This window comes from Rhodoferax ferrireducens T118, from assembly GCF_000013605.1.
In the GTDB taxonomy this organism is placed as follows: domain Bacteria; phylum Pseudomonadota; class Gammaproteobacteria; order Burkholderiales; family Burkholderiaceae_C; genus Rhodoferax; species Rhodoferax ferrireducens.
This window is the reverse complement of sequence record NC_007908.1, coordinates 173,711-193,088: the sequence shown is the minus strand read 5'-3', so window position 1 is coordinate 193,088 and position 19,378 is coordinate 173,711. Positions and strand designations below refer to the sequence as shown.

The 19,378-nt window shown below is 61.7% G+C and carries 24 protein-coding genes and 1 pseudogene; 9 read left to right on the top strand and 16 right to left on the bottom strand.

Going from position 1 to position 19,378, the window contains the following annotated elements; all coding sequences use genetic code 11:
* Positions 1 to 30: 30 nt before the first annotated feature.
* From RFER_RS00980 to dacB, 4 genes are all read right to left on the bottom strand, one after another.
* Positions 31 to 714 (bottom strand): OmpW/AlkL family protein, encoded by a 684-nt coding sequence (locus RFER_RS00980; RefSeq protein WP_011462525.1) that lies wholly within the window; start codon positions 712 to 714, stop codon positions 31 to 33.
* A 26-nt stretch (positions 715 to 740) separates the two neighbouring features.
* Positions 741 to 2,732 carry an SGNH/GDSL hydrolase family protein gene (locus RFER_RS22855; protein WP_011462524.1) on the bottom strand — a complete coding sequence of 664 codons (1,992 nt, stop codon included), beginning with the start codon at positions 2,730 to 2,732 and terminating at the stop codon, positions 741 to 743.
* A 153-nt stretch (positions 2,733 to 2,885) separates the two neighbouring features.
* Entirely contained in the window at positions 2,886 to 3,140 is a 255-nt protein-coding gene (locus RFER_RS00965) for a SemiSWEET transporter (RefSeq protein WP_011462523.1), read from the bottom strand.
* On the bottom strand, positions 3,127 to 4,596 hold the full coding sequence (gene dacB, locus RFER_RS00960; RefSeq protein ID WP_041789980.1) for a D-alanyl-D-alanine carboxypeptidase/D-alanyl-D-alanine endopeptidase: 1,470 nt from the start codon (positions 4,594 to 4,596) through the stop codon (positions 3,127 to 3,129). Before dacB ends, RFER_RS00965 begins: the two co-directional genes overlap by 14 nt.
* 43 nt (positions 4,597 to 4,639) lie before the next feature.
* Between dacB and RFER_RS00955 the strand changes: the two genes are divergently transcribed.
* The 4 genes from RFER_RS00955 to RFER_RS00940 all read left to right on the top strand — a co-directional run bounded on the left by RFER_RS00955 (position 4,640) and on the right by RFER_RS00940 (position 7,874).
* A complete protein-coding gene (locus RFER_RS00955) occupies positions 4,640 to 5,671 on the top strand; it encodes a DMT family transporter (protein WP_041791184.1) in 1,032 nt (343 codons plus the stop codon).
* Positions 5,672 to 5,758: 87 nt separating this feature from the next.
* Positions 5,759 to 6,478 (top strand): tRNA (adenosine(37)-N6)-threonylcarbamoyltransferase complex dimerization subunit type 1 TsaB, encoded by a 720-nt coding sequence (tsaB, locus tag RFER_RS00950; RefSeq protein WP_011462520.1) that lies wholly within the window; start codon positions 5,759 to 5,761, stop codon positions 6,476 to 6,478.
* Positions 6,475 to 6,942 (top strand): ribosomal protein S18-alanine N-acetyltransferase, encoded by a 468-nt coding sequence (rimI, locus tag RFER_RS00945; protein ID WP_011462519.1) that lies wholly within the window; start codon positions 6,475 to 6,477, stop codon positions 6,940 to 6,942. The genes tsaB and rimI overlap by 4 nt, the downstream gene beginning before the upstream one ends.
* A 41-nt stretch (positions 6,943 to 6,983) precedes the next feature.
* Positions 6,984 to 7,874, top strand: a complete 891-nt coding sequence (locus RFER_RS00940; RefSeq protein ID WP_011462518.1) for a uracil-DNA glycosylase — start codon at positions 6,984 to 6,986, stop codon at positions 7,872 to 7,874.
* On the opposite strand, the gene RFER_RS00935 is transcribed toward RFER_RS00940, so the two are convergent.
* Entirely contained in the window at positions 7,871 to 9,040 is a 1,170-nt protein-coding gene (locus RFER_RS00935; RefSeq protein WP_041789978.1) for an MFS transporter, read from the bottom strand. The genes RFER_RS00940 and RFER_RS00935 overlap by 4 nt on opposite strands.
* Positions 9,041 to 9,192: 152 nt before the next feature.
* On the opposite strand from RFER_RS00935, the gene phnC reads away from it, so the two are divergent.
* From phnC to phnE, 3 genes are read left to right on the top strand one after another with little or no spacing between them, the layout of a single operon-like run.
* A complete protein-coding gene (gene phnC / locus RFER_RS00930) occupies positions 9,193 to 10,074 on the top strand; it encodes a phosphonate ABC transporter ATP-binding protein (protein ID WP_011462516.1) in 882 nt (293 codons plus the stop codon).
* A gap of 41 nt (positions 10,075 to 10,115) precedes the next feature.
* A complete protein-coding gene (gene phnD, locus RFER_RS00925) occupies positions 10,116 to 11,084 on the top strand; it encodes a phosphonate ABC transporter substrate-binding protein (protein WP_011462515.1) in 969 nt (322 codons plus the stop codon).
* Positions 11,084 to 11,887, top strand: coding sequence for a phosphonate ABC transporter, permease protein PhnE (gene phnE / locus RFER_RS00920; RefSeq protein WP_011462514.1), 804 nt, complete (start codon positions 11,084 to 11,086; stop codon positions 11,885 to 11,887). Before phnD ends, phnE begins: the two co-directional genes overlap by 1 nt.
* Before the next feature lie 13 nt (positions 11,888 to 11,900).
* Here the strand turns inward: phnE and RFER_RS00915 are convergent, their stop codons facing one another.
* Positions 11,901 to 12,107 carry a hypothetical protein gene (locus tag RFER_RS00915; RefSeq protein WP_011462513.1) on the bottom strand — a complete coding sequence of 69 codons (207 nt, stop codon included), beginning with the start codon at positions 12,105 to 12,107 and terminating at the stop codon, positions 11,901 to 11,903.
* Positions 12,108 to 12,318: 211 nt separating this feature from the next.
* Between RFER_RS00915 and RFER_RS00910 the strand changes: the two genes are divergently transcribed.
* Positions 12,319 to 13,761 (top strand): dihydrolipoyl dehydrogenase, encoded by a 1,443-nt coding sequence (locus RFER_RS00910; RefSeq protein ID WP_041791182.1) that lies wholly within the window; start codon positions 12,319 to 12,321, stop codon positions 13,759 to 13,761.
* A gap of 85 nt (positions 13,762 to 13,846) precedes the next feature.
* Here RFER_RS00910 and RFER_RS00905 read toward each other — a convergent pair whose 3' ends face one another.
* The 9 genes and pseudogenes from RFER_RS00905 to RFER_RS00870 all read right to left on the bottom strand — a co-directional run bounded on the left by RFER_RS00905 (position 13,847) and on the right by RFER_RS00870 (position 18,065).
* Positions 13,847 to 14,182, bottom strand: a complete 336-nt coding sequence (locus RFER_RS00905) for a type II toxin-antitoxin system HicB family antitoxin (RefSeq protein WP_011462511.1) — start codon at positions 14,180 to 14,182, stop codon at positions 13,847 to 13,849.
* Entirely contained in the window at positions 14,179 to 14,472 is a 294-nt protein-coding gene (locus RFER_RS00900) for a type II toxin-antitoxin system HicA family toxin (RefSeq protein WP_011462510.1), read from the bottom strand. The genes RFER_RS00905 and RFER_RS00900 overlap by 4 nt, the downstream gene beginning before the upstream one ends.
* Before the next feature lie 229 nt (positions 14,473 to 14,701).
* Complete coding sequence (locus RFER_RS00895; protein ID WP_011462509.1) at positions 14,702 to 15,178, bottom strand: MarR family winged helix-turn-helix transcriptional regulator; 477 nt, start codon at positions 15,176 to 15,178, stop codon at positions 14,702 to 14,704.
* The gene (locus tag RFER_RS00890) at positions 15,171 to 15,689 is read right to left on the bottom strand and encodes an AAA family ATPase (protein WP_011462508.1); all 519 of its coding nucleotides are present in this window, start codon (positions 15,687 to 15,689) and stop codon (positions 15,171 to 15,173) included. The genes RFER_RS00895 and RFER_RS00890 overlap by 8 nt, the downstream gene beginning before the upstream one ends.
* 306 nt (positions 15,690 to 15,995) lie before the next feature.
* Positions 15,996 to 16,106: pseudogene (locus tag RFER_RS24785) on the bottom strand (tautomerase family protein); the annotation flags it as partial.
* Between the two features lie 32 nt (positions 16,107 to 16,138).
* A complete protein-coding gene (locus tag RFER_RS00885) occupies positions 16,139 to 16,390 on the bottom strand; it encodes a hypothetical protein (protein ID WP_166485621.1) in 252 nt (83 codons plus the stop codon).
* Positions 16,391 to 16,412: 22 nt separating this feature from the next.
* A complete protein-coding gene (locus tag RFER_RS00880) occupies positions 16,413 to 17,012 on the bottom strand; it encodes a DUF2953 domain-containing protein (RefSeq protein ID WP_166485620.1) in 600 nt (199 codons plus the stop codon).
* Between the two features lie 21 nt (positions 17,013 to 17,033).
* Positions 17,034 to 17,390: a GerW family sporulation protein gene (locus RFER_RS00875; RefSeq protein ID WP_011462505.1), complete on the bottom strand. Its 357-nt coding sequence runs from the start codon at positions 17,388 to 17,390 to the stop codon at positions 17,034 to 17,036.
* A gap of 153 nt (positions 17,391 to 17,543) precedes the next feature.
* The gene (locus tag RFER_RS00870) at positions 17,544 to 18,065 is read right to left on the bottom strand and encodes a hypothetical protein (protein WP_041789974.1); all 522 of its coding nucleotides are present in this window, start codon (positions 18,063 to 18,065) and stop codon (positions 17,544 to 17,546) included.
* Here RFER_RS00870 and RFER_RS23815 point away from each other — a divergent pair.
* Entirely contained in the window at positions 18,052 to 18,222 is a 171-nt protein-coding gene (locus RFER_RS23815; protein WP_166485619.1) for a hypothetical protein, read from the top strand. The genes RFER_RS00870 and RFER_RS23815 overlap by 14 nt on opposite strands.
* A gap of 27 nt (positions 18,223 to 18,249) precedes the next feature.
* Here RFER_RS23815 and RFER_RS00865 read toward each other — a convergent pair whose 3' ends face one another.
* Positions 18,250 to 19,377 carry an ABC transporter permease gene (locus RFER_RS00865; protein ID WP_011462503.1) on the bottom strand — a complete coding sequence of 376 codons (1,128 nt, stop codon included), beginning with the start codon at positions 19,375 to 19,377 and terminating at the stop codon, positions 18,250 to 18,252.
* Position 19,378: the final 1 nt, after the last annotated feature.

Sequence of the window (19,378 nt, the reverse complement as noted above, 5' to 3'; positions counted from 1 at the left end):
CAGGGGATGTCAGGCGTTAGGCTTGGTCGTTTAGAACTTGTAGCCGACGGCGATGCCGTAGGCGGCCGGGTCGAGGTCAGCTGGCATGGTTTGCCCTGACGAGAAGTGTGTCGTCGTGCTGAGCTTGGCCTTGCTGTAGAACACGTCGATGAACCACTTGTCATTCAAAGCCAACGTGGCGCCGATTTGTGGTGTCAGGATGAACTTGGCATCGACCGTAAAGGAAGTCGGCGGACCCCCGGGATTGGTGGTTTGCGTCAAGTGGTAACTGCCTTGTTCGTCGAAGAAGTAGGCATACGTCACCCCCAGGCCAACATAGGGACGGAACTTGGCGTTGGCTTCCAGAAAACGGTATTGCAGGAACACAGTCATGGGCAGCGCCTTCACTTCGCCCAGCTTACCCGCACCTTCCATCGAACCAGCACCGATGACGTCGTGTTTGAAAGGCAATGCCAAGGGCACATCGACCGAAATGTTGTCGGTGTACATGTAGGTGATACCACCGGCAAGCTGCGTATTGGCGCTGACATTGCTGCGGGTACAGCCGCTGCCATCACCATAATCCGGGGCCGTCATGCAGCCGCTCGGGCCAACCGGCGCCAGCCTGGTGGCGCCGGCGCGCACCATCCAGGTACCGGCGGTCTGGGCGCAAACGCTGCCAGCTGCCAGCATGGCAGCGGCGGCAATGGCGAGGAACTTCATTTGATGTTTCATTAAGGGTTCTCCTTGAAGTTCGTTGATTAGAGCCAGCCAGCCTGGATCATGATTTTGTTGACGACTTGGGACAAAAGTTTGTGACTGTACGGTGTTGGGTGGACCTTGTCGGCAAACATGTAATGCGACGTATCACCAGCAATCAGGTTGCTTCCATTGCAAACCAGAGAACTGCCGTCATCGAGCCCCACCGTGGCCAGTGCATTGGCGGGTGCTGTTAAGTTGCATGCAACGTCCTTCGTGTTGGTGAGAGCGTAGTGACCCGGGTCGTTGACGTTGTTCTGCATGTTGGTAAAGAAGTCAACCAAGAGCACGCCATTGGCGGGGACACCCAGGGTGACTCCCAGGTCCTTCTGTAACTCGGCATTAAAAGCTTTGACCAAGGCCAGAACGAGCCGCTGCGAGGAGTTGTCCTTGATGCTGCCGTCCGCGTTATAAATGATCGTGCTGCGCGCACTCGGTGTCAGGCTCATGTCGGGCAGATTCAGCACGACCACATGCTTGGCACCCTTGTTGACCATGTCTTTCACATAGCCCGCCAAGGTGGCGGCCGCCGTGACCACGCCGACGCCGGCATTGGCGGCGCCGGTGGTTGCAACGTATTGATTTCCAGCGGCCGTGCCGGCGGTGGTCGCAGACGCTTGGGCGGAGGCGGCAATGGCGTTGATATAAGTCATGTTCATGACCTTGGTATTGCCCGCGGCTGCAGCTGCCTGCACGGCCGCGGTGACTACCGCCGTGTTAACAGAGTCGGCTGTAGCACCTGGGGCTGCAGACGCGGTCGCTTTTGCCGCAGCCATGGCAGCGCCAATGGCTGGACCTGCGGTGGCGGGCACCGTAGCATCGGCAGCAAGCAAGCCTGCGAGCTTGGTCGCGAAAGCTGTTGCACCCGCTGCTGCACCCGCTGCGTTTGCTGCAGTGGTTGCGTTGGCAACCAGCGTTGGCACATAGGTTGGGTCAGTCACAACTTTTGTATTGCCCTGTCCAGCGGCTGCAGCGGCTGCGGCCCCTACGACCACGTTCATGGCGCTACCTTTAGCTGCTTCAGTCACAAAAGCGGTCTGAATAATCGGTCCGGCAGTTGCAGGGGTGGTCGCATCAGCGGCCAGGGCACCTATCAAGGTCCCGGCAAATGTCTGATTTCCTGCAGCCGTGCCCGCAGCCGTGGCAAAGTCTTTGGCTGTCGTCACAACGCCATTGATATAGGTCATGTCCATGACCTTGGTATTGCCCGCCAGTGCCGCCGCCTGCACCGCACCGGTGACTGCCGCCTGCATGATGGTCGTGGTGGTGGCACCTGCCACCTTCGCGGCGGCCGCCTGCGCCTGGGGCATGGCGGTGCCGATGGCGGTGGCCGCCGTGGCGGGATTGGTCGAATCAGCGGCCAGCGCGCCAACGACGGCGGTCGCAAAAGCGGTGTTGCCAGCGGCGTTGCCGGCAGCCGTTGCATCGACTGTCAACTTGGTGAGTTGTGCAAACAGGTCATTGGGACCGGCCAGTACCGTGATCAGTTCGTTCCCCGTGAAGCCGCCACTGTCCTTGACGTAATTGGCAATCTGCGTCACAACCGGCTCCGTCAGAGCACCTGCTGTTGTGGTTCCTGCCGCGACCGCGCCCCCCGATGCGTTGCCAATCCCGTTCGGATCCGTCACACGGGAGCCGCCTTGCGCGTAATTGGTACATCCGGCGACCGCAGTTTCGGCCACCCCGAAACCACCGACCCGTGCCGAGCAGGAGGTTTTGCCGACGGCCGAGGCGGAAACCAGTTGGGCCCAGTTATCGCTCGGCACGGTATCGGCACCAATAGCGCCAGCAATGCCGTTCACGGTGAACATGCCACCGCCGGCGTTCTTGATTGGGCCAACGTTGTAAGTGCCAGCATCACTCAGACTGTCGCCAAAGGACACCACTGCCGAATACTTGACTGGGGGCGTCTGATCGCCATTGCCACCACCACCGCAGGCGGCCACCAGCAGCGCGGCGGCGAGGGCCGTTGCTAGAACTCTGAATTGCTTCATCTGTTGACTCCCATAAGATAAAAAAGAACGGTCGTGCTATTTGCAAGCCGAATCATAGGGTGCCAGCCCCAAGGCGGGTATTGGGGTAAACCCGTTTTGGCGATTTTTGACGCGACGACCCAAAGGTCGGGGCTCAGGCCAATGGGGAGCGCTTCACCGAAAGCGCAGCTTCATCACCAGAATACCCCCGGCCAGGACGAGCGTGACGACGTTGGCAATCACGATCGGCCAGGCGCCCAGCAACAGGCCATAAATCAGCCAGCAGGCGACGCCAAAGGTAAAGACGCTGTACATGCCCAGCGAGATGCCGCGCACGTCGCGTGTCTTGAAGGTATGCCAGGCTTGCGGCACAAAGCTGATGGTGGTCAGGACGGCGGCGCAGTAGCCAAATAGTTCAGTCAGGGACATGGGCGCCATTGTCTCTCACCGTCCAGTCCAGCAGCGCCTCCAGCGCCGGGCGGGCGGCATTGGCGTTGGGGTGATTGATGAGGGCGACCAGCACGTAACGCCGGCCGCTGGCCGCGTGCACATAGCCGGCCACCGCCACCACGTCGCGCAGGCTGCCGGTTTTGAGATGCGCCCGGCCCTGCGACTGCGCTTGGCTGCGTTTGAGCGTGCCGTCGACACCGGCAATCGGCAGTGAACTCATCAGCTCGGGCATCAGGGGCGACACGTAGGCCGTCTGCAGCAGGCGCGCCAGGGCCTGGGCGCTGATGCGCGCCTCGCGCGACAGGCCAGCGCCGTTGTCCAGCGTCGGCACGTCCGTGGCGCTGATGCGTTGCTGCCACCAACGCTGCACCAGGTCGCGCGAAGCCGCACGCGTGCCCTGACCCTGGGCGTTCAGGCTGAGCGTCAGAAACAGCTGTTGCGCCATCACGTTGTTGCTGTACTTGTTGATGTCGCGGATCACCTCGGCCAGCGGCGGCGAGGCGACTTCAAACTTGGGCGGCAGCCCCAGTGCCTGCGGCGGCACGGAACCCAAGCGCACCGTGCCGCCGAGCTGGCCGCCCATTTGTTGCCACAGGCCTTGCACGGCGCGCGCGTTGTAACTGGCGGGGTCGGCATAGGCGACGGGCCAGGCTTTCTCCAGGCAGCTCGCCGGGTAGCTGCCCGCAAAACGAATGCGCGCCGGGTCGGAGAAATCGGCCTTGAGCGCCGCCCGGTAGTCGCCGCAACTGCCATTCGTGCCCTGGGCCCCCTTTGTGCCATTGGTCCCATTGGCCAGCGGCACGCTGGCCTGCATCTGCACGCCATACAGCGGCGGCTCGAACTGCACCGATGCGCTGTTGGCGACCAGGTCCGGCACGAAGGTCATGACGACGGATTTGAAGTTGAGCAGCAGCGCGTCGGGCGCCACGTTGTAGGGGCGCAGCGGCTCGCCGTCAAAGCTGGCCGGGTCCACGTCCAGCGGCTCGAAGGCGCTGTGATCCAGCACCACGTCACCGGCGATTTTTTGGATCCCCAGGCCTTGCACCCGGCGCAGCAGCAGCCACAGGCGCTCGGCCACCAGCTTGGGGTCGCCCTGGCCCTTGATGTAGAGATTGCCGAACAAAGTGCCGTTCTTCACCGAGCCTTCCACATAGACCGGCGTGCGCCAGCTGTAGGCCGGACCCAGCAGGTCCAGCGCCGCGTAGGTGGTCACCAGCTTCATCACCGAGGCCGGGCTCATGGGCACGGTGGCGCGGTGGCTCAGGCGCGGCGGCAATTTGCCCTCGGCGTCCATCACCAGCAGCGACACGGCATCACGCGGCACCCTGGCGCGCGCCAGCGCCGCATCCACCTCGGGCGGCAGGTTTTGTGCCAGGGCGGGCCACAGCGTCAAGGCCCCAATCAGAATAGCCAGCAAGCGAATAGGGGAGGACATGCACCGATTATCCAGCCACCGCCGCGCCACGGATAATGGCGTGATGCACGCTGCCTCACCCTCGAATTCAAACGCTTTTTCACCACGCACCATCGGCATCGCCGCCGCCGTGGTCACGGTGCTGGTCTGGACCTCGTTCATCCTCATCGCCCGCGCATCCAGCGACCCGGCGCGCGGCGGCACGCTCACCCCCTTCGACCTGGCCTTTTGCCGCATCGTCGGCGCCAGTCTGGTGTTGTTGCCGTGGGGCGCTTTGCTGGTGTACCGCGATCGCGATCGCGGCATCCACCAGTCGTCGCTGCTGGGCGTGTCGCCACTGTCCTGGCGCGTCACCGCCACGGTGGGTCTGTTTGGCGGGTTGCTGTATGCGCTGCTGGCCTACAACGGTTTTGTATTTGCCCCGGCGGCGCACGCCTCGGTGCTGATGCCGGGCAGTCTGCCGCTCTGGACGGCGCTGCTGGCGGCGCTGATTCTGCATGATCACATCACGCCGGTGCGCGCACTGGGGCTGGGGCTGATCGTGCTGGGCGACCTGCTGGTAGGGGGCAGGAGCCTGATCGGCGCCTTCGACGGCGGCGAGGTCTGGAAGGGCGACCTGCTGTTCATGCTGGCGGCTTTGACTTGGGCCTGTTACAGCGTGCTGGCGCGGCGCCATCACCTGAACGCGGTGCGCGCCACCATTGCCATCACGGCGTTTGCGTTTGTGACTTATGTGCCGGTTTACACCGTGCTGCTGCTCGGCGGCTGGGTACATGGGCAGGTGTTTAGCGCGCCGCTGCGCGAAGTGCTGTTCCAGGCTGTCTTTCAGGGCTGGGGCTCGGTGGTGGTGTCGGGCATCACGTTTACCAAGATGATCCAGCACTTTGGCCCGGTGCGCTCGACCATGATCACGGCGCTGGTGCCGGGCTTGTCGGCCCTGGGCGCGGTGCTGCTGTTGGGCGAACCGCTGTACTGGAATCTGGCTGCGGGCCTGGTCCTGGTGACGCTGGGGATTCTATTTGGGATTCGCGTCGCGCTGCCTGTTGCAACTAAAACAATAGCTGCTCAAGCAGGTAGCACGGTGGCTAGAGGCTGATTTGATGAAAATATCTGGACCGTTCACCATTGATCATGGCGCTGCTGTCGCCACCGGCTCAACCCATCGTTCTGCCCGGAGGTGGCGATGAATCTGCTCGCCTTTGACACCAGCACCGACATCATGTCAGTCGCCGTGCAGCGCGCCAACGCAGCAGGCGCAGCCACAGCGCAGCCCTCAGTCTGGCAGCACAGCGGCCCCGGCGGCGCGCAGACCTCAGCGCAGCTGATTCCGACCATCCAGCGCCTGATGGCGCAGGCCGGCCTGCAGTTTGCTGATCTGGACGCGATTGTCTTTGGCCGTGGACCGGGCTCGTTCACCGGCCTGCGCACCGCTTGCTCGGTGGCGCAGGGCTTGGCTTTTGGCGCGAACCTGAAGGTGCTGCCGATCGACACCTTGCTGGCGGTGGCGGAAGAAGCCCGTTTTCAGCAGGCAAGCGCTTTGGCCCACTGGCAGGTGCTGGCCTTGCTGGACGCCCGGATGGACGAGATGTATGCCGCCAGCTACGTTTTTAATAGTGGTAAGTGGAAGCAGATCAAGGACTACAGCCTGATTCGACCTGAAAACTTGACCCAGGATGACGACTGTCCGCTGGCCGGCAATGTGTTTGCCAACTACGGTGCGCGTCTGCCCGGCGTGGCGCCGCGCATCGAGGCCCTGCCCGCTGCCTGCGCGCTGCTGCGCCTGGCGCCCGCCCTGCTGAGCGCCGGCGGTGCCGTCGCCGCGGGACAGGCGCTGCCGCTTTATATCCGCGACAAAGTCGCCAAAACCACGCTTGAGCGCGCCACTGAGAAGGCGGCGCCGTGAGTGCCGTTCCCAAAACCGTCGAGGTCCGCTTCGAGCCCCTGACGCCCGGTCAGCTGGACGCCGTGTTGCACGTGGAGCAGCAGGCCTATGCCCACCCTTGGGGGCGGCGCAACTTCGAGGACTCGCTCAAAGCCGGCAATCAAATCCAGCTCTTGATGGCGCAGGACACCTTGCTGGGCTATTTTGTGGCCATGAAAGGGGTGGACGAAGTGCACCTGCTCAACATCACCGTGGCCCCCGATTACCAGCGCCAGGGCTGGGCGCAGGTGCTGCTGGACGCGCTCACGCTTTGGGCCAGGGGGCAAGGCGCCGAGTGGTTGTGGCTGGAGGTGCGCGTGGGCAATGCGCGCGCCATCAAGGTCTATGAGGCCCACGGTTTTTGCCGCGTCGGTCAACGCAAAAACTACTACCCCGGTGACGACGGCCAGCGCGAAGACGCGATCGTGATGAGCTTGCGGCTTTGAACGCACAAGAAACGTCACGCCAGCTGGGCGAAAATGCACCTATGAGCCTAGCCCTTGATCCCCGCCAGCGCGCCATGTTGCAGGAGATGGGGGTGCGCGTCTGGCTGCCTGCGGCTGCGGCTGATCTGGCGGCGCCGGCGCTGCCAGCCGCCGTGCAGGCAGCGCCGGAAGCGCCCAGCAACGCTATTGAAAACGTAGCTACCAACATAACAACGACGGGGGCTACAGCTCAAAAAATCTTAAAGACTTCAGCACCGCCCGAAACCAGGGGAACGGCTACCGGCTCGGGCGTACCCGCCACTGATGTGGCCGGCCTGGACTGGCCCGCGCTGACGCAGGCCATCGCCACGTGCCAGGCGTGCCCCCTGTGCATTGGGCGCCGCACCGCCGTGCAAGCGGCGCCCGATGCACCGCGCCTGGCCGATTGGCTGCTGGTGGGCGAGCCGCCCGATGACGCCGACGAGCAGGCGGGAGCGCCTTTTGCCGGAGCCGCAGGCCAATTGCTCGACAACATGCTCAAGGCGCTGGGCCTGAGCCGCCACGCCGGCAGTGGCGTTGCCGCCCCGGCGGCTCAAGCGACGACAGCGGCTTACGTCACCCCGATCGTCAAGTGCCGCCCGGCGCAGACGCGCAACCCGACCCAGGCCGAACTCGCCAGCTGCGAAAACTACCTGCGCCGCGAAGTGGCCCTGGTGCAGCCCAAGGTCATCCTGGCCTTGGGCCGGTTTGCCGCGCAGGGCTTGTTGCAGGGCAGTCTGCCCGGTTTGGCCGGCACGCCGCTGGGCCAACTGCGTGGGCAAATCTACCGCTACCAGGGTATTCCCGTCATCGTCAGTTATCCGCCGAGTTATCTGCTGCGCAGCCCGCAGCACAAAGCCCGCGCCTGGGTTGATTTGTGCCAGGCGCAGGAGGCCCTGCGGCGCGGCGGCTAAGCCACCCGCGCCCGCACTTGCCGCAGCCAGAGCCACACCAGCGCCGCAGCCGTGCAGGCCACCGGCAGCAAGGAGCCGACATTGAGCAGCTGCCAGCCGCGGGTCGTGACCAGCACGCCGGAGGCCAACGAGCTCACGGCCAGCGTGGCGAAGACAAAGAAATTCAGGGCGCCCTGGGCCCGGTCTTTTTCCTCGGGCGAGTAGGTTTGCAAGGACAGGGTGGTGCTGCCTGTGAACAGAAAATTCCAGCCCACGCCGAGTAAAAACAGCGCGATCAAAAACTGCTGCAGATCGACGCCGGACAGCGCCACCAGGATACACAGCGCATTGAGCGCCACGCCAACCCCCATGATGGTCAGCGTGCCGAAGCGCTTGATCAGATGGCCGGTGAAGAACCCGGGCGCAAACATGCCGATCACATGCCATTCCAGCACCAGCGCCACGTCGGAAAACGGCAGACTGCACTGCTGCATGGCCAGCGGCGTGGCCGCCATCAGCAGGTTCATCACACCGAAGCTCAAAGCGCCCGCAGCCGCCGCCACGATGAAGACGGGCTGCCGCATGATCTCGCCCAGCGGACGGCCGCTGCCGGTTGACTTTTTTACCGGCGGCGGCGGGAAATTTATGAAGGCCAGCACGAGCATCGCCAGCAGGGCCACGCCGGCCAGCGCCAGGTAGGCGCCAGCGAACGGTACGCTCGTGAGCGTGCGGGTCTGGGCCGCCAGGTTGGGCCCCAGCACGGCGCCAATCAGTCCCCCGGCCATCACCAGCGACACGGCCTCTTCGCGCCAGGCGAGGGTCGTGAGCTCAGCCGCCGCAAAGCGGTACAGGTTGGCGTTGGCGTTGTAGTAGCCCGCCACCACCGTCGCCGAGCACAACAACCAGAAATTCCGGCTGACGGCGGCATAGGCGCACAGCAGGCTTGAGGCCAGTGCCACCAGCAGGCCCATCTGAAACGACACTTTGCGCCCAAAGCGATGCTGCGTCCTGGCCACCAAGCCGGTCGACAGCGCACCGCCGACCACGTAGCCCATGACGGGCAGGGTTGCCATCCAGCCCAGCGGCGCCAGACTCAGGCCCACCAGACCATTGATGGCGATGAAGGTGACGTTGTTGGTCAGGAAAAGTCCCTGGCAAATGGCCAGCAGCCAGAGGTGTCGGTTCATGGGGGTAGAGCCGTAAAAAGAGACCTGCATTTTCACCGCATTGCAGGCGCGCACCCTCAAGCCGCTTGCTGCGCTGGAACAAATAACCGACCCAACCGACATGTGTTTGTCATATTGCGCCGTTAAGTTAGGCGCTTCGAACAGGAGTCACCATGGGCATAGCCATCAGCATCAATGCACTGAACAAGACATTTCGCGGCGGTCGCAAAGCGCTGCACGACATTCATTTGGATATCAAGGCCGGTGAAATGGTGGCGCTGATTGGCGCCTCCGGCTCCGGCAAGTCAACCCTGCTGCGCCACATGGCCGGCCTCATGGCCGGGGACGGTGCGGGCCAGGGGCTGATCCAGATCCACGGCCAGACCGTGCAGCAGAACGGAAGAATCGCAGCCGACATCCGGCGCACCCGCGCGGGCGTTGGCTTCGTCTTTCAGCAGTTCAACTTGGTGGACCGGCTGCCCGTCATCGTCAACGTGCTGGCCGGCACGCTGCACCGCGTGCCTTTGTGGCGCAGTCTGCTGCGCTGGTTCACGCCCAGTGAGGTGGCCCGCGGCGTGGAGGCCTTGCGGCGGGTCGGCATCGCCGAGTGTTGCGCCCAGCGCGCCTCGACCCTGTCGGGCGGCCAGCAGCAGCGCGCTGCCATTGCGCGCGCCATGGTGCAGGGCGCCCGGGTCATCCTGGCTGACGAACCCATTGCCTCGCTCGATCCCGAGTCCTCACGCAAGGTCATGGACATCCTGGCGCGCGTCAACCGGGAGGACCAATGCACGGTGGTGGTGTCGCTGCACCAGGTGAACGTCGCCATCAAGTATTGCCCCCGCACCGTCGCCCTGCACCAGGGGCGCGTGGTGTACGACGGTCCGTCGGTGGCGCTGACGCCCACCTTGCTGCGTGAACTCTATGGCGCCGACGCCGATGACATCCTGGCACTCGGCGACCACATCACCAGCCTGCAGGACAACAAGCCAGTTGCGCCGCACCTGGTCTGGCCTGCTGCGCTGGCAGCGCGCGCCCCGCTCGCCAGCGCGGCCTGAATCCGATTTCTCTCTCTGTCACACTTCAAAAGGAAATTCCCATGATCAAGAAACTGCTCGCCAGCCTGGCTGGCGCCGCGCTCATTGCCATCCATCCCGTGTCGGCCCAGGAATTGAAGGAAATCAATTTCGGCATCATCTCGACCGAATCGTCCCAGAACCTGCGATCGGACTGGCAACCGGTGCTGGACGGCATGGCCAAAAAGACCGGCATGAAGGTCAATGCCTTTTTTGCCCCGGATTACGCCGGCATCATCGAAGGCATGCGCTTCAACAAGGTCCATGTGGCCTGGTTTGGCAACAAGTCGGCGATGGAAGCCGTGGACCGCGCCGGTGGTGAGGTGTTTGCGCAAATGGTCAACGCCGATGGCACGCAGGGCTACTACTCGCATCTGATCGTGCACAAGGACAGCCCGATCAAATCGCTGGACGACATGCTCAAGCAAGGCAAGAACCTGTCCTTCGGCAACGGCGACCCCAACTCCACCTCGGGCTTCCTGGTGCCCAGCTATTACGTCTTTGCCCAAAACAAGATTGACCCCAAGACTTTCTTCAAGCTCACGCGCAGCGCCAACCATGAGTCCAACGCACTGGCAGTGGCCAACAAGCAGGTGGACGTGGCCACCAACAACAGCGAAAACCTGGACAAGCTGAAAGAAAAACTGCCGGAAAAATTCAACGACATCCGCGTCATCTGGACCTCGCCGCTGATCCCGCTGGACCCGCTGGTGATCCGCAAGGATTTGCCCGAAGCCACCAAGGCCAAAGTGCGTGATTTCTTCTACACCTATGGCCAAGGCGGCCAGCAGGAAAAAGACAACCTCTTCAAGCTGTCCAAGCTCTCGGGCTTCAAGGCATCGAGCAACGGCCAGCTCATTCCCATTCGCCAGCTTGAACTCTTCAAGGCGCGCAACAAGTTTGAAGCCGATGCCAATCTGGCCGCTGCCGACAAGCAGAGCAAGCTGGCCGACATCGACAAACAACTGGCTGCGCTGGGCAAGGTGCAGTAATGCGGGCCGCACCTCAACCAAGGCCTGATTTTCTTGAGGTGCAAACACCCCGTACCAACCTGCTGGGCTTGCTGGCGTGGGGCCTTTTGCTGGCCTTGCTGGCCGGCTCCTGGCGGGGCGCCGATATGCGCCCGTTCGACCTGGTGCGCGATGCGGGCAACATGGCCACCTACGCCTTTGATTTCTTTCCGCCAAAATTTGGCGACTGGCGGCTGTACCTGCAGGAAATGATCGTCACGCTGGAAATTGCGCTGTGGGGCACGGCGCTGGCCGTGGTGTTTGCCGTACCGCTGGGCTTGCTGTCATCCGTCAATATCACGCCGTGGTGGATTCACCAGCCGATCCGCCGCCTGATGGACGCGGCGCGCGCCATCAACGAGATGGTGTTTGCCATGCTGTTCATCGTGGCCGTGGGCCTCGGACCTTTTGCCGGTGTGCTGGCCCTGTTTGTCCACACCACCGGCATTCTGGCCAAACTGTTTTCCGAAGCGGTGGAATCGATTGACGCCCAGCCGGTGGAGGGCATCCGGGCAACCGGTGCCCATGCGCTGGAAGAAATTGTCTACGGCATCATCCCGCAGGTGCTGCCCTTGTGGATTTCCTATTCGCTGTACCGGTTTGAATCGAATGTGCGCTCCGCCTCGGTGGTGGGCATGGTCGGTGCCGGCGGCATTGGTGTCATTCTGTGGGAAATCATTCGCGGCTTTCAATACGCCGAAACCTGCGCCGTGATGATCATCATCATCGTGACGGTGACGGTGATTGATGTGATCTCCGCGCGGATTCGCAAATCGTTAATCTGAAATATTGCGGGGGTCAGCGCTTGGGCGTTCCCACCGGCCCGCGCCGCGACTGCGACTGATTGCTGCCGCCCACGTGCGACTCGCGGTCGCTGCGGCTGTCCGGCGTGCGCTGGCCCTGATTCAACTGCGTGGGCGCTTGCTCACCCTGCTTGTTGCTGTCGTTTTCGACCTTGCCGGTATGCGGTGCCTGTTTGTCACGCGGGTTTGGACTGTGTTTCATGGTGATCTCCTTGCAGTGGATAAGCAAAAGCGTTTTCCGATGAGTTCTCACATTACTGGAAGTAGAGGCAGCCTGCAAGCCAAAACCTCAACTGTGGCTGGCTGACTTTGAACTTTGTTCGCTAGCGAACAGACTCATCACACCGGGAGGCCTACATTGCAGCAGTTCAAGAACCGCAACACGAACCCCGGGGGAAACCATGCTGAACGACATGAAACCCATTCACGTCAATGTCGCCGTTATAGGTGCCGGTACCGCCGGCATGGGCGCCTACCGGGCCGCCCGCGCCCATACGGATTCCGTCTTGCTGATTGAAGGCGACGTCTACGGGACGACTTGCGCCCGTGTGGGCTGCATGCCCAGCAAACTGCTGATTGCCGCCGCAGAGGCGGCTCATCAGGCTCGGCATACCGAAGCGTTCGGGGTGCAGGTGAAAGACATCACCATTGACGGCGCGGCCGTCATGGCGCGCGTGCAGCGCGAACGCAACCGTTTTGTCGGATTCGTGCTGGAGACGGTTGAAGCCATTCCGCCGTGTGACCGCCTAAAAGCAAAGGTCAGCTTTCAGGATGCCAATACCCTGGTGACCGAACACGGCCAGTTGATTCACGCCCAGCGCGTCGTCATCGCCACCGGCAGCATTCCCATGCTGCCGCCGGTGCTCAAAGGACTGAGCGCGCACCTGCTCACCAATGAAAGCGTCTTTGACTTGCCCACCTTGCCAACCAGTCTGGCGGTGTTCGGCCCCGGCATACTGGGGATGGAACTGGCCCAGGCCATGAGCCGCCTGGGCGTGAAGGTCAAGGTGTTCGGCGTCGGCGGCGGTATTGCCGGCATTCGAGACCCGGCCATTCGGGACTACGCCAACAAGGTTCTTAACGAAGAGTTCTATCTGGATGCGTCGGCTCAGGTGAAGTCAGTCAAAGAATGGGCTGGCGGGGTCGAAGTCCATTACCTTCATCGGGACGGGGCCTGGCAAACCGAGCCGTTTGAGTATGTGCTGGCGGCGGCGGGTCGGACGCCCAATCTCGCCGGGCTGGTGCTGGAAAACACCGGCTTGCAGCTGAACGAGCGCGGCGTGCCGGTATTTGACCGTTTCACCCAGCAGTGCGGCAGCAGCGCGATCTTTATTGCCGGCGACGCCAGCAACGACATCCCCCTGCTGCACGAAGCCGCCGACCAGGGTCGCATCGCGGGCGAGAATGCCGGGCGTTATCCCGATATCCAACCCGGCTTGCGCCGCACGCCCCTGGCGGTGGTCTTCACCGATCCTCAAATCGCGTCGGTGGGTTTCAACCTGAAACAGCTCAACCAGCAATTCAAGGATCGCTTCGCAGAGGGACTTGTGTCCTTTGAGGACCAGGGGCGCAGTCGGGTCATGCTGCGCAACAAGGGGATTCTGAAAGTCTACGGCGAGCATGGCAGCGGCTTGTTCCTGGGGGCGGAAATGTTCGGCCCCGCCGCCGAGCACACCGGGCATCTGCTGGCCTGGGCGGCGCAACAGCGCATGACCGTGTCAGGCATGCTGGAGATGCCCTTCTATCACCCGGTGATTGAAGAAGGCTTGCGCACCGCCCTGCGGGATCTCAACCACAAGCTGCGTATCGGCCCGCCGGTGATAGAGCGTTGTATGGATTGCGGGCCGGGTGCTTAGTTTGCCGTGATGGCGCGCGGGGGGTTCAGTTCGGCAGGGCCCAGATGGTGAATGGAAGCTGCATCGCAGCCATCGTCGACGAGGCCTATCCCGCGTGCGCGGCCTGGTTTAAAGCTTTTTCAGCCCACTTGTTCAGGCTTTGGCCGCTGCGTGCGCTGGCTTTGGCTGCGGCCGCATGAACGGCAGGGTCAATGCGCAGCATCAAGCGACCACTGGCGGGCTTTTCTGCGCTTTGGCCCAGTTGCTCACAAGCGAAAAGGTAGCCATCGATGGCCGTTTGCATCGCCTTCTCAAACTCAACCACCGATGCACCATGAAACGTGATGATGTCGTCAATGTCGATCACACGGCCCACAATGATTTTGTCTTCCGTATCAAACTCCATTTGAGCCGTATAGCCCTTGTAGGTCATTTTGTTCATGTTGACGCTCCAATTTTTTCTATGAATTCCCGTGCCGCCTTGACGCGATACCTCAATGCCTCTTTTGCGGGGTGCGGGCGGTGAAAATTGGCTCTGCGGCCATTGTGTTCAAACGTCACGGCTGAACCCGGCCCTTCAATCACGCGGCACCCCAGCGCGACCAGCAACGCTTCAATACGTGCCCATTCGATATTGCCGTTGACGGGATCAGCCAGTAGGGCTTCAAGGGTTTTGCGGTGCTTGCTGTTCATCGGCAAGATGATAGCATTATCTTTAGAAAGTGCAAGCATGAAACCATGATAAAGGCAGAGGGATGCTTCATGCCCTCCCTCATGTCTTGCACCTCTTTCGGTACCTGGTGCATTCACATTGCGTGAAGGCCCTTGCCCAATGGATGTCGCGCCTGAGAAAATTTCTCGTCAAGCGATGCTAAAGGCCTCAAAAACGGAAAATGAATTCAGCTTTTCTAGGCCCGTTTAAGACACATTGCTGTCATTCAGTTTTGCGGAAATATTGGCACTAATTGTTCGAGAGATTGATGCCAGCAAGCTCACCCAGCACCAACAAGAACGGGCCAATTTGCTCCGCAGGCACCTTCTGAATTGCTTCTTTGGCGATTGGTTCAATGGACGCCAGCGCATATTTCAGAAGTTGCTGACCAGCATCCGTCAATGACGCATAACCAACCCTGGCATCTCTGGGGTCAGGTTGTCGTGATACCAACCCCAGTTTTTCCATGGGCAATAGACTTCGCGTAACACCCGACGCCGTAACACCTAAACGCTCCGCCAAGTCAATTCGCCGCAGTCTGGAATCCGGTGCGCGGTCGAGGTAATACAAAATCATGAAATCGCTAAAGCTCAGTCCATGCAAGTTGGAAAGCGCATTGTCCAGTCGGCGTGTCAGAGTCGCATAGGCGCGTGTCAGTCGCAAGCAAAATTCAAGACTTTCACTTGAATTCTTGGTTGTGAATTTGACGTTTGTTGGCTTACCCATGTTTGATGTCCTCGGCGATAACGAGTGACCGACCTAGTTCTGCTTGCGATGGGCGCTCGAAATACCTCTCCATGGCATCGAACATGGCTGGCGTTACGTTGAAAGAATAGGTGTCCCCTTTTTCCATATTTCTGTGCAGTACGCGCTGCTTGCGAACCTGAAGGTCTGCATCGACGAAACTGAACGAGGCTTGATGACCAGCCTCTTCGACCATGGCCTGCATACGATCGCGGACTTGTTCCCGCAGCAGACCTAACTCCAGCACCACATCTGTTCCTGTGGCGAGAATTTGCAAGCAGGTGGTCCAAATTCTCGACTGACATCGAGCCACGCGCGACATAACCCACTCCATGCTCATCGCTTCGGGCTTATCTTGACCGTACAAGGAATGCATCCAATCATCGATAGCAAAACGAACAGCGTTTTTTTCAGTAGCAAGGGCCTTCGCGTAGGTAGATTTCCCGGCGGCGGTTGCGCCATAGATTAGATGAACGGTTTGGGAATTTGTCATTTCATTAAGTTGAATAATACTTGTGTAATCAAGTATATATCATCTTTATGATTGACGGTGAACGGCAGCTCCCGCTGCAATGCGGGTCCCCATCCCGCTCCCAAGCAGCCCTTGAAGTTGCCATGCCGACCATTTTCGCGTTGGCCAGCGGCATTTGAGCCCCGCCCGAAGCAATAGCGCGAACAGGCCAAGCGACAGCTCGATGCCACCTCCTTGGAGGTATCGGCACCATCGCCAGTCACTTCATTTTTAATAGCTACTCATGCAGATAAGACGGGGGCTACAGCCAGATTTACCTTAATAAAATCAACGCCCAAGGTTTTCCGCGCTAACGCCAGCAATGCCCCAGCTTTCCTTGGGCACGTCGTGAATCCAGACGCGCATGTTGACCATGGGGGTGCCAGTGGCTTCGACCAGTGGTCGGTCACGACGCCTCAAACCCGAGAAACTCACATGGCCGCCAGCACGGTGTCGAGTTCCGGGACTCTCTGGCGAAGCGCTTCGAGCGAGACCGCCGCGGCGTCCGTGTCGATGGCCCACAGGCCGCCCGCATCTCGCACGATCAGCGCGTACGGCTCCTTGATGGCCGAGAACCACACGCGCGTGCTGCCCCTGTCATCCCCTCGACCCGAGTGCAACACAACACGCTCGATGGGCAGCAGCATCACAGCCCCATGGGTGACGGGTGTACCCGCGCGCACGGTCTCGGTGTGGCGGGTGCGCTCAAGCATGGCGGCCCTTCAGGGTGCGCCAGGCCCGGATCGACGCCGGCGACAGTGCGAAGCCGATGGCCAGGATCAGGAATTGCAGTGGAACCAGCAACAAGCGGCCGCGAGCCTGGAACTCGAACACCGGGTCCAGGTACTCCGCCTCAATCTGCACGTCCGCGTTGCGCAGGTTCTGCGCCACTGCATTCAGTGGCCCCACAAGCGCCCACAGACGACCGGTGTCTGCCGGATCGCCCAGACCCAGCCGCATGCGCAGATGAAGTCGGTGCAGATGGGCGGCACGGACAAGGTCGGTGGCCAGGCGGTAGACCCGGCGGCGAAACGCCGCTTGCCGGAGCACGGCAAGAACGTTAGGACGGCCGCTTCGTTTGTCGGGTTTCACTCGCACCTTGGTGGCTTGCGGCGCGACTTTCGGCGCCCGTGATGACTTGTTGACGCCGGGAATCCGAACGCGAAAACGCACCAAGCCGAACATCCAGCGGATCGCGATTTGCCCATTGAAGGTCTCGATGCCTTCAACCCGAAACGCAAGGTCAATGGGCAGGGCAAGCAACAGTAGCGGCAGCCCGACAATGATGGCGAGGATGACCGGCACCGCGCCCATCGCAGGTAGCGCCTACGCGGCGGTCGGCTTGTTCGGTGCGAATTTGCCAGCGACGTCCGCGATCTTGTCCAGCAGCGAGGCGGCACCGCCCTTCACGGGTTCAACCCGCACGCCGTCCTTGTTGATGATGATCAGTGCGACCGGTTTGACGCCGCCACCGCCAGCCGCGCCACCGCCGGTGCCGGTGCCACCGCCCTTCTTGGGGTCCGTTCCTTCGCCGGCGCCAACGCCGAAGCCAAACCCAACGCTGATCAGCGGGATGAGTGTGTTGCCTTCCACGGTGATCGGTTCGCCGACGACGGTCTTGGTGTTGAGCATGCGCTCAATTTCACTGATCGCCTTGCCAAACAGATTGTCGATATCCGCCATGATGTCCTCCTACGGGTAATGCGTTGACGGGTCACACGCGCAGGCGACATGCGCCAGCATGCGCGATGGGACCAATCACCGCATTGAAGAGGGAAACGCAGTCCACATGCTTGCGTTTAATCAAATCTGGCCAAGAAGGCGTGCGGCGCGGACCTACTGCGCCGGACGACCCGGGCCCTGCGTGCCCTGGGCGCGCGCCGAGAGATAGGCATAGAGATCCATGATATGGGCGCTCGCGACGGGTTCGCCTTGCCATGCCGGCATCGTGAGCATGTATTGCTCCTTGCGCTGCACGATATCTTCGACCAAGGCTTCCCGCGCAGCGCCCTCGCTGCCGGCCTGCGCCGCCGGAAGATTCCAGTCATAGCGCTTGAGCACGAGGCTCACGAATTGGTGCGCGCCCATTTCACGAACGATGGGCAACAGATCGGGAGCGCCCGCGGTACCGGTCGCCACAAAGCCATGGCAGAGCGCGCACCGGCCCTGGAAGACGCGCCAGCCGATATAGACAGAGCCCGGTGGCTTGGAGAGCCGGGCGACCTCCTGGGCCGCCTGCCTGTTCTCCACTTCCACGGCACAGCCGGCCAGCAACAGGGCCGACACGAAGGCAGCGCCGTAAAGGAGCCCGCGGTGTCTGGCCGCCACGCGCTCGAAGGGCGGCTTGAGCGCCAACATTAAAAGCCTTGCCATTGTCATCACCTTTGCGTTTCTCGCGGCCGTGAAACTGCGCCGCGAATCCGGCGTACTGCACAGCCTATTCTGCGTGTACTGCGTGGGATTGTGGCAAGCAGGCTTCGCCATTGCCTTGCCAAAAATCAATGCTTGCTGCTGACGGGTGCTTGCGCAGTCTGCGATGGCTTCAGGCCATCTGCGAAATCGTCTTGCGAAAGCGCGCCAGGGACAGCGCAAACAACGCTGAGCCGATCAGAAGCAGCGCTGCAAATGAAGTCCACACCACAGCCAGCCCTGCGCCCCGGTAGAGAATGGCCTGACTCAGCTCGGTAAAGTGCGTTGTGGGCGCCAGCGACATCACCTGCTGCACCCACACCGGCATGCTCTCGCGCGGGGTCATGCCCCCCGACAGCATTTGCAGCGGCATCATGGTCAGCATCATCAGCAGGCCAAACTGCGGCATACTGCGCGCCAACGTGGCCATGAAGATGCCCATGGACGTGGTCGCAAACAGGTGCAAGGTGGCCCCGATCAGGAACAGCGCGATCGAACCCTCAATGGGCACCTTCAGCACACCCTGAATCACCACAGTGAGTGACACCACCGCGGCCAGCAACACCACCAGGGCCATGGACCACACCTTGGCCAGCATGATCTCAAGGGGTGTCACCGGCATCACCAGCAAATGCTCGACGGTGCCGTGCTCGCGCTCGCGGATCAGCGCGGCACCGGTCAGGATGATGGACAGCATGGTGATGTTGTTGATCACTTCCATCAGGGAGCCAAACCAGGATGGCTGCAGCGCCGGATTGAAGCGTGCACGCGTAGCCAGCTCGACCGGCATCGGGGTCGTGCCCCGGTAGCCCTGCACGAATTCGTTGACTTCGCCCATCACGATCTGCTGGATGGCGCCGTTGCCCGCAAATGCCTGGCTCATGCGCGTGGCGTCAATGTTGAGTTGCAGTTGCGGCGCGTGGCCCCCCAGCACGTCACGCTGGAAGTTGGGCGGTATGTTGAGCACAAAGGTATAGCGGCCCGAGTCCAGACCCGGATCAACCTCGGACAATGTGATGCGCGTTGGCGGGGTAAATTGCGGCGGATAAAACGCTGCCGTGATGCGTGCGGACAGGACCGAGTCGTCTTCGTCCACCACCGCAATCGGCGCGCGGTGCATGGTCTCCGGCATGGCCGTGCCTGCCGTGTAGATGGCCACCGTGAAGGTGTAAACGATGAGAAACAGCATCATCGGATCGCGCCACAGGCTCCACAGTTCCTTGATACCCAAGCGGTAGATGTTGGCCAGATGGTGCCGCATC

What these genes read in the sequence shown, in the direction of transcription:
- RFER_RS00965 (WP_011462523.1), bottom strand. Translation starts at nt 3,140, where the DNA reads ATGTCCCTGACTGAACTATTTGGCTACTGCGCCGCCGTCCTGACCACC.
- RFER_RS00890 (WP_011462508.1), bottom strand. Translation starts at nt 15,689, where the DNA reads ATGACAAATTCCCAAACCGTTCATCTAATCTATGGCGCAACCGCCGCC.
- RFER_RS00980 (WP_011462525.1), bottom strand. Translation starts at nt 714, where the DNA reads ATGAAACATCAAATGAAGTTCCTCGCCATTGCCGCCGCTGCCATGCTG.
- phnE (WP_011462514.1), top strand. Translation starts at nt 11,084, where the DNA reads ATGCGGGCCGCACCTCAACCAAGGCCTGATTTTCTTGAGGTGCAAACA.
- RFER_RS00895 (WP_011462509.1), bottom strand. Translation starts at nt 15,178, where the DNA reads ATGGGTAAGCCAACAAACGTCAAATTCACAACCAAGAATTCAAGTGAA.
- phnD (WP_011462515.1), top strand. Translation starts at nt 10,116, where the DNA reads ATGATCAAGAAACTGCTCGCCAGCCTGGCTGGCGCCGCGCTCATTGCC.
- RFER_RS22855 (WP_011462524.1), bottom strand. Translation starts at nt 2,732, where the DNA reads ATGAAGCAATTCAGAGTTCTAGCAACGGCCCTCGCCGCCGCGCTGCTG.
- RFER_RS00940 (WP_011462518.1), top strand. Translation starts at nt 6,984, where the DNA reads ATGAGCCTAGCCCTTGATCCCCGCCAGCGCGCCATGTTGCAGGAGATG.
- RFER_RS00905 (WP_011462511.1), bottom strand. Translation starts at nt 14,182, where the DNA reads ATGAACAAAATGACCTACAAGGGCTATACGGCTCAAATGGAGTTTGAT.
- RFER_RS00865 (WP_011462503.1), bottom strand. Translation starts at nt 19,377, where the DNA reads ATGCGGCACCATCTGGCCAACATCTACCGCTTGGGTATCAAGGAACTG.
- phnC (WP_011462516.1), top strand. Translation starts at nt 9,193, where the DNA reads ATGGGCATAGCCATCAGCATCAATGCACTGAACAAGACATTTCGCGGC.
- RFER_RS00915 (WP_011462513.1), bottom strand. Translation starts at nt 12,107, where the DNA reads ATGAAACACAGTCCAAACCCGCGTGACAAACAGGCACCGCATACCGGC.
- RFER_RS00955 (WP_041791184.1), top strand. Translation starts at nt 4,640, where the DNA reads ATGCACGCTGCCTCACCCTCGAATTCAAACGCTTTTTCACCACGCACC.
- RFER_RS00900 (WP_011462510.1), bottom strand. Translation starts at nt 14,472, where the DNA reads ATGCTTGCACTTTCTAAAGATAATGCTATCATCTTGCCGATGAACAGC.
- RFER_RS00870 (WP_041789974.1), bottom strand. Translation starts at nt 18,065, where the DNA reads ATGTTGGCGCTCAAGCCGCCCTTCGAGCGCGTGGCGGCCAGACACCGC.
- tsaB (WP_011462520.1), top strand. Translation starts at nt 5,759, where the DNA reads ATGAATCTGCTCGCCTTTGACACCAGCACCGACATCATGTCAGTCGCC.
- RFER_RS00910 (WP_041791182.1), top strand. Translation starts at nt 12,319, where the DNA reads ATGAAACCCATTCACGTCAATGTCGCCGTTATAGGTGCCGGTACCGCC.
- dacB (WP_041789980.1), bottom strand. Translation starts at nt 4,596, where the DNA reads ATGTCCTCCCCTATTCGCTTGCTGGCTATTCTGATTGGGGCCTTGACG.
- RFER_RS00935 (WP_041789978.1), bottom strand. Translation starts at nt 9,040, where the DNA reads ATGAACCGACACCTCTGGCTGCTGGCCATTTGCCAGGGACTTTTCCTG.
- RFER_RS00875 (WP_011462505.1), bottom strand. Translation starts at nt 17,390, where the DNA reads ATGGCGGATATCGACAATCTGTTTGGCAAGGCGATCAGTGAAATTGAG.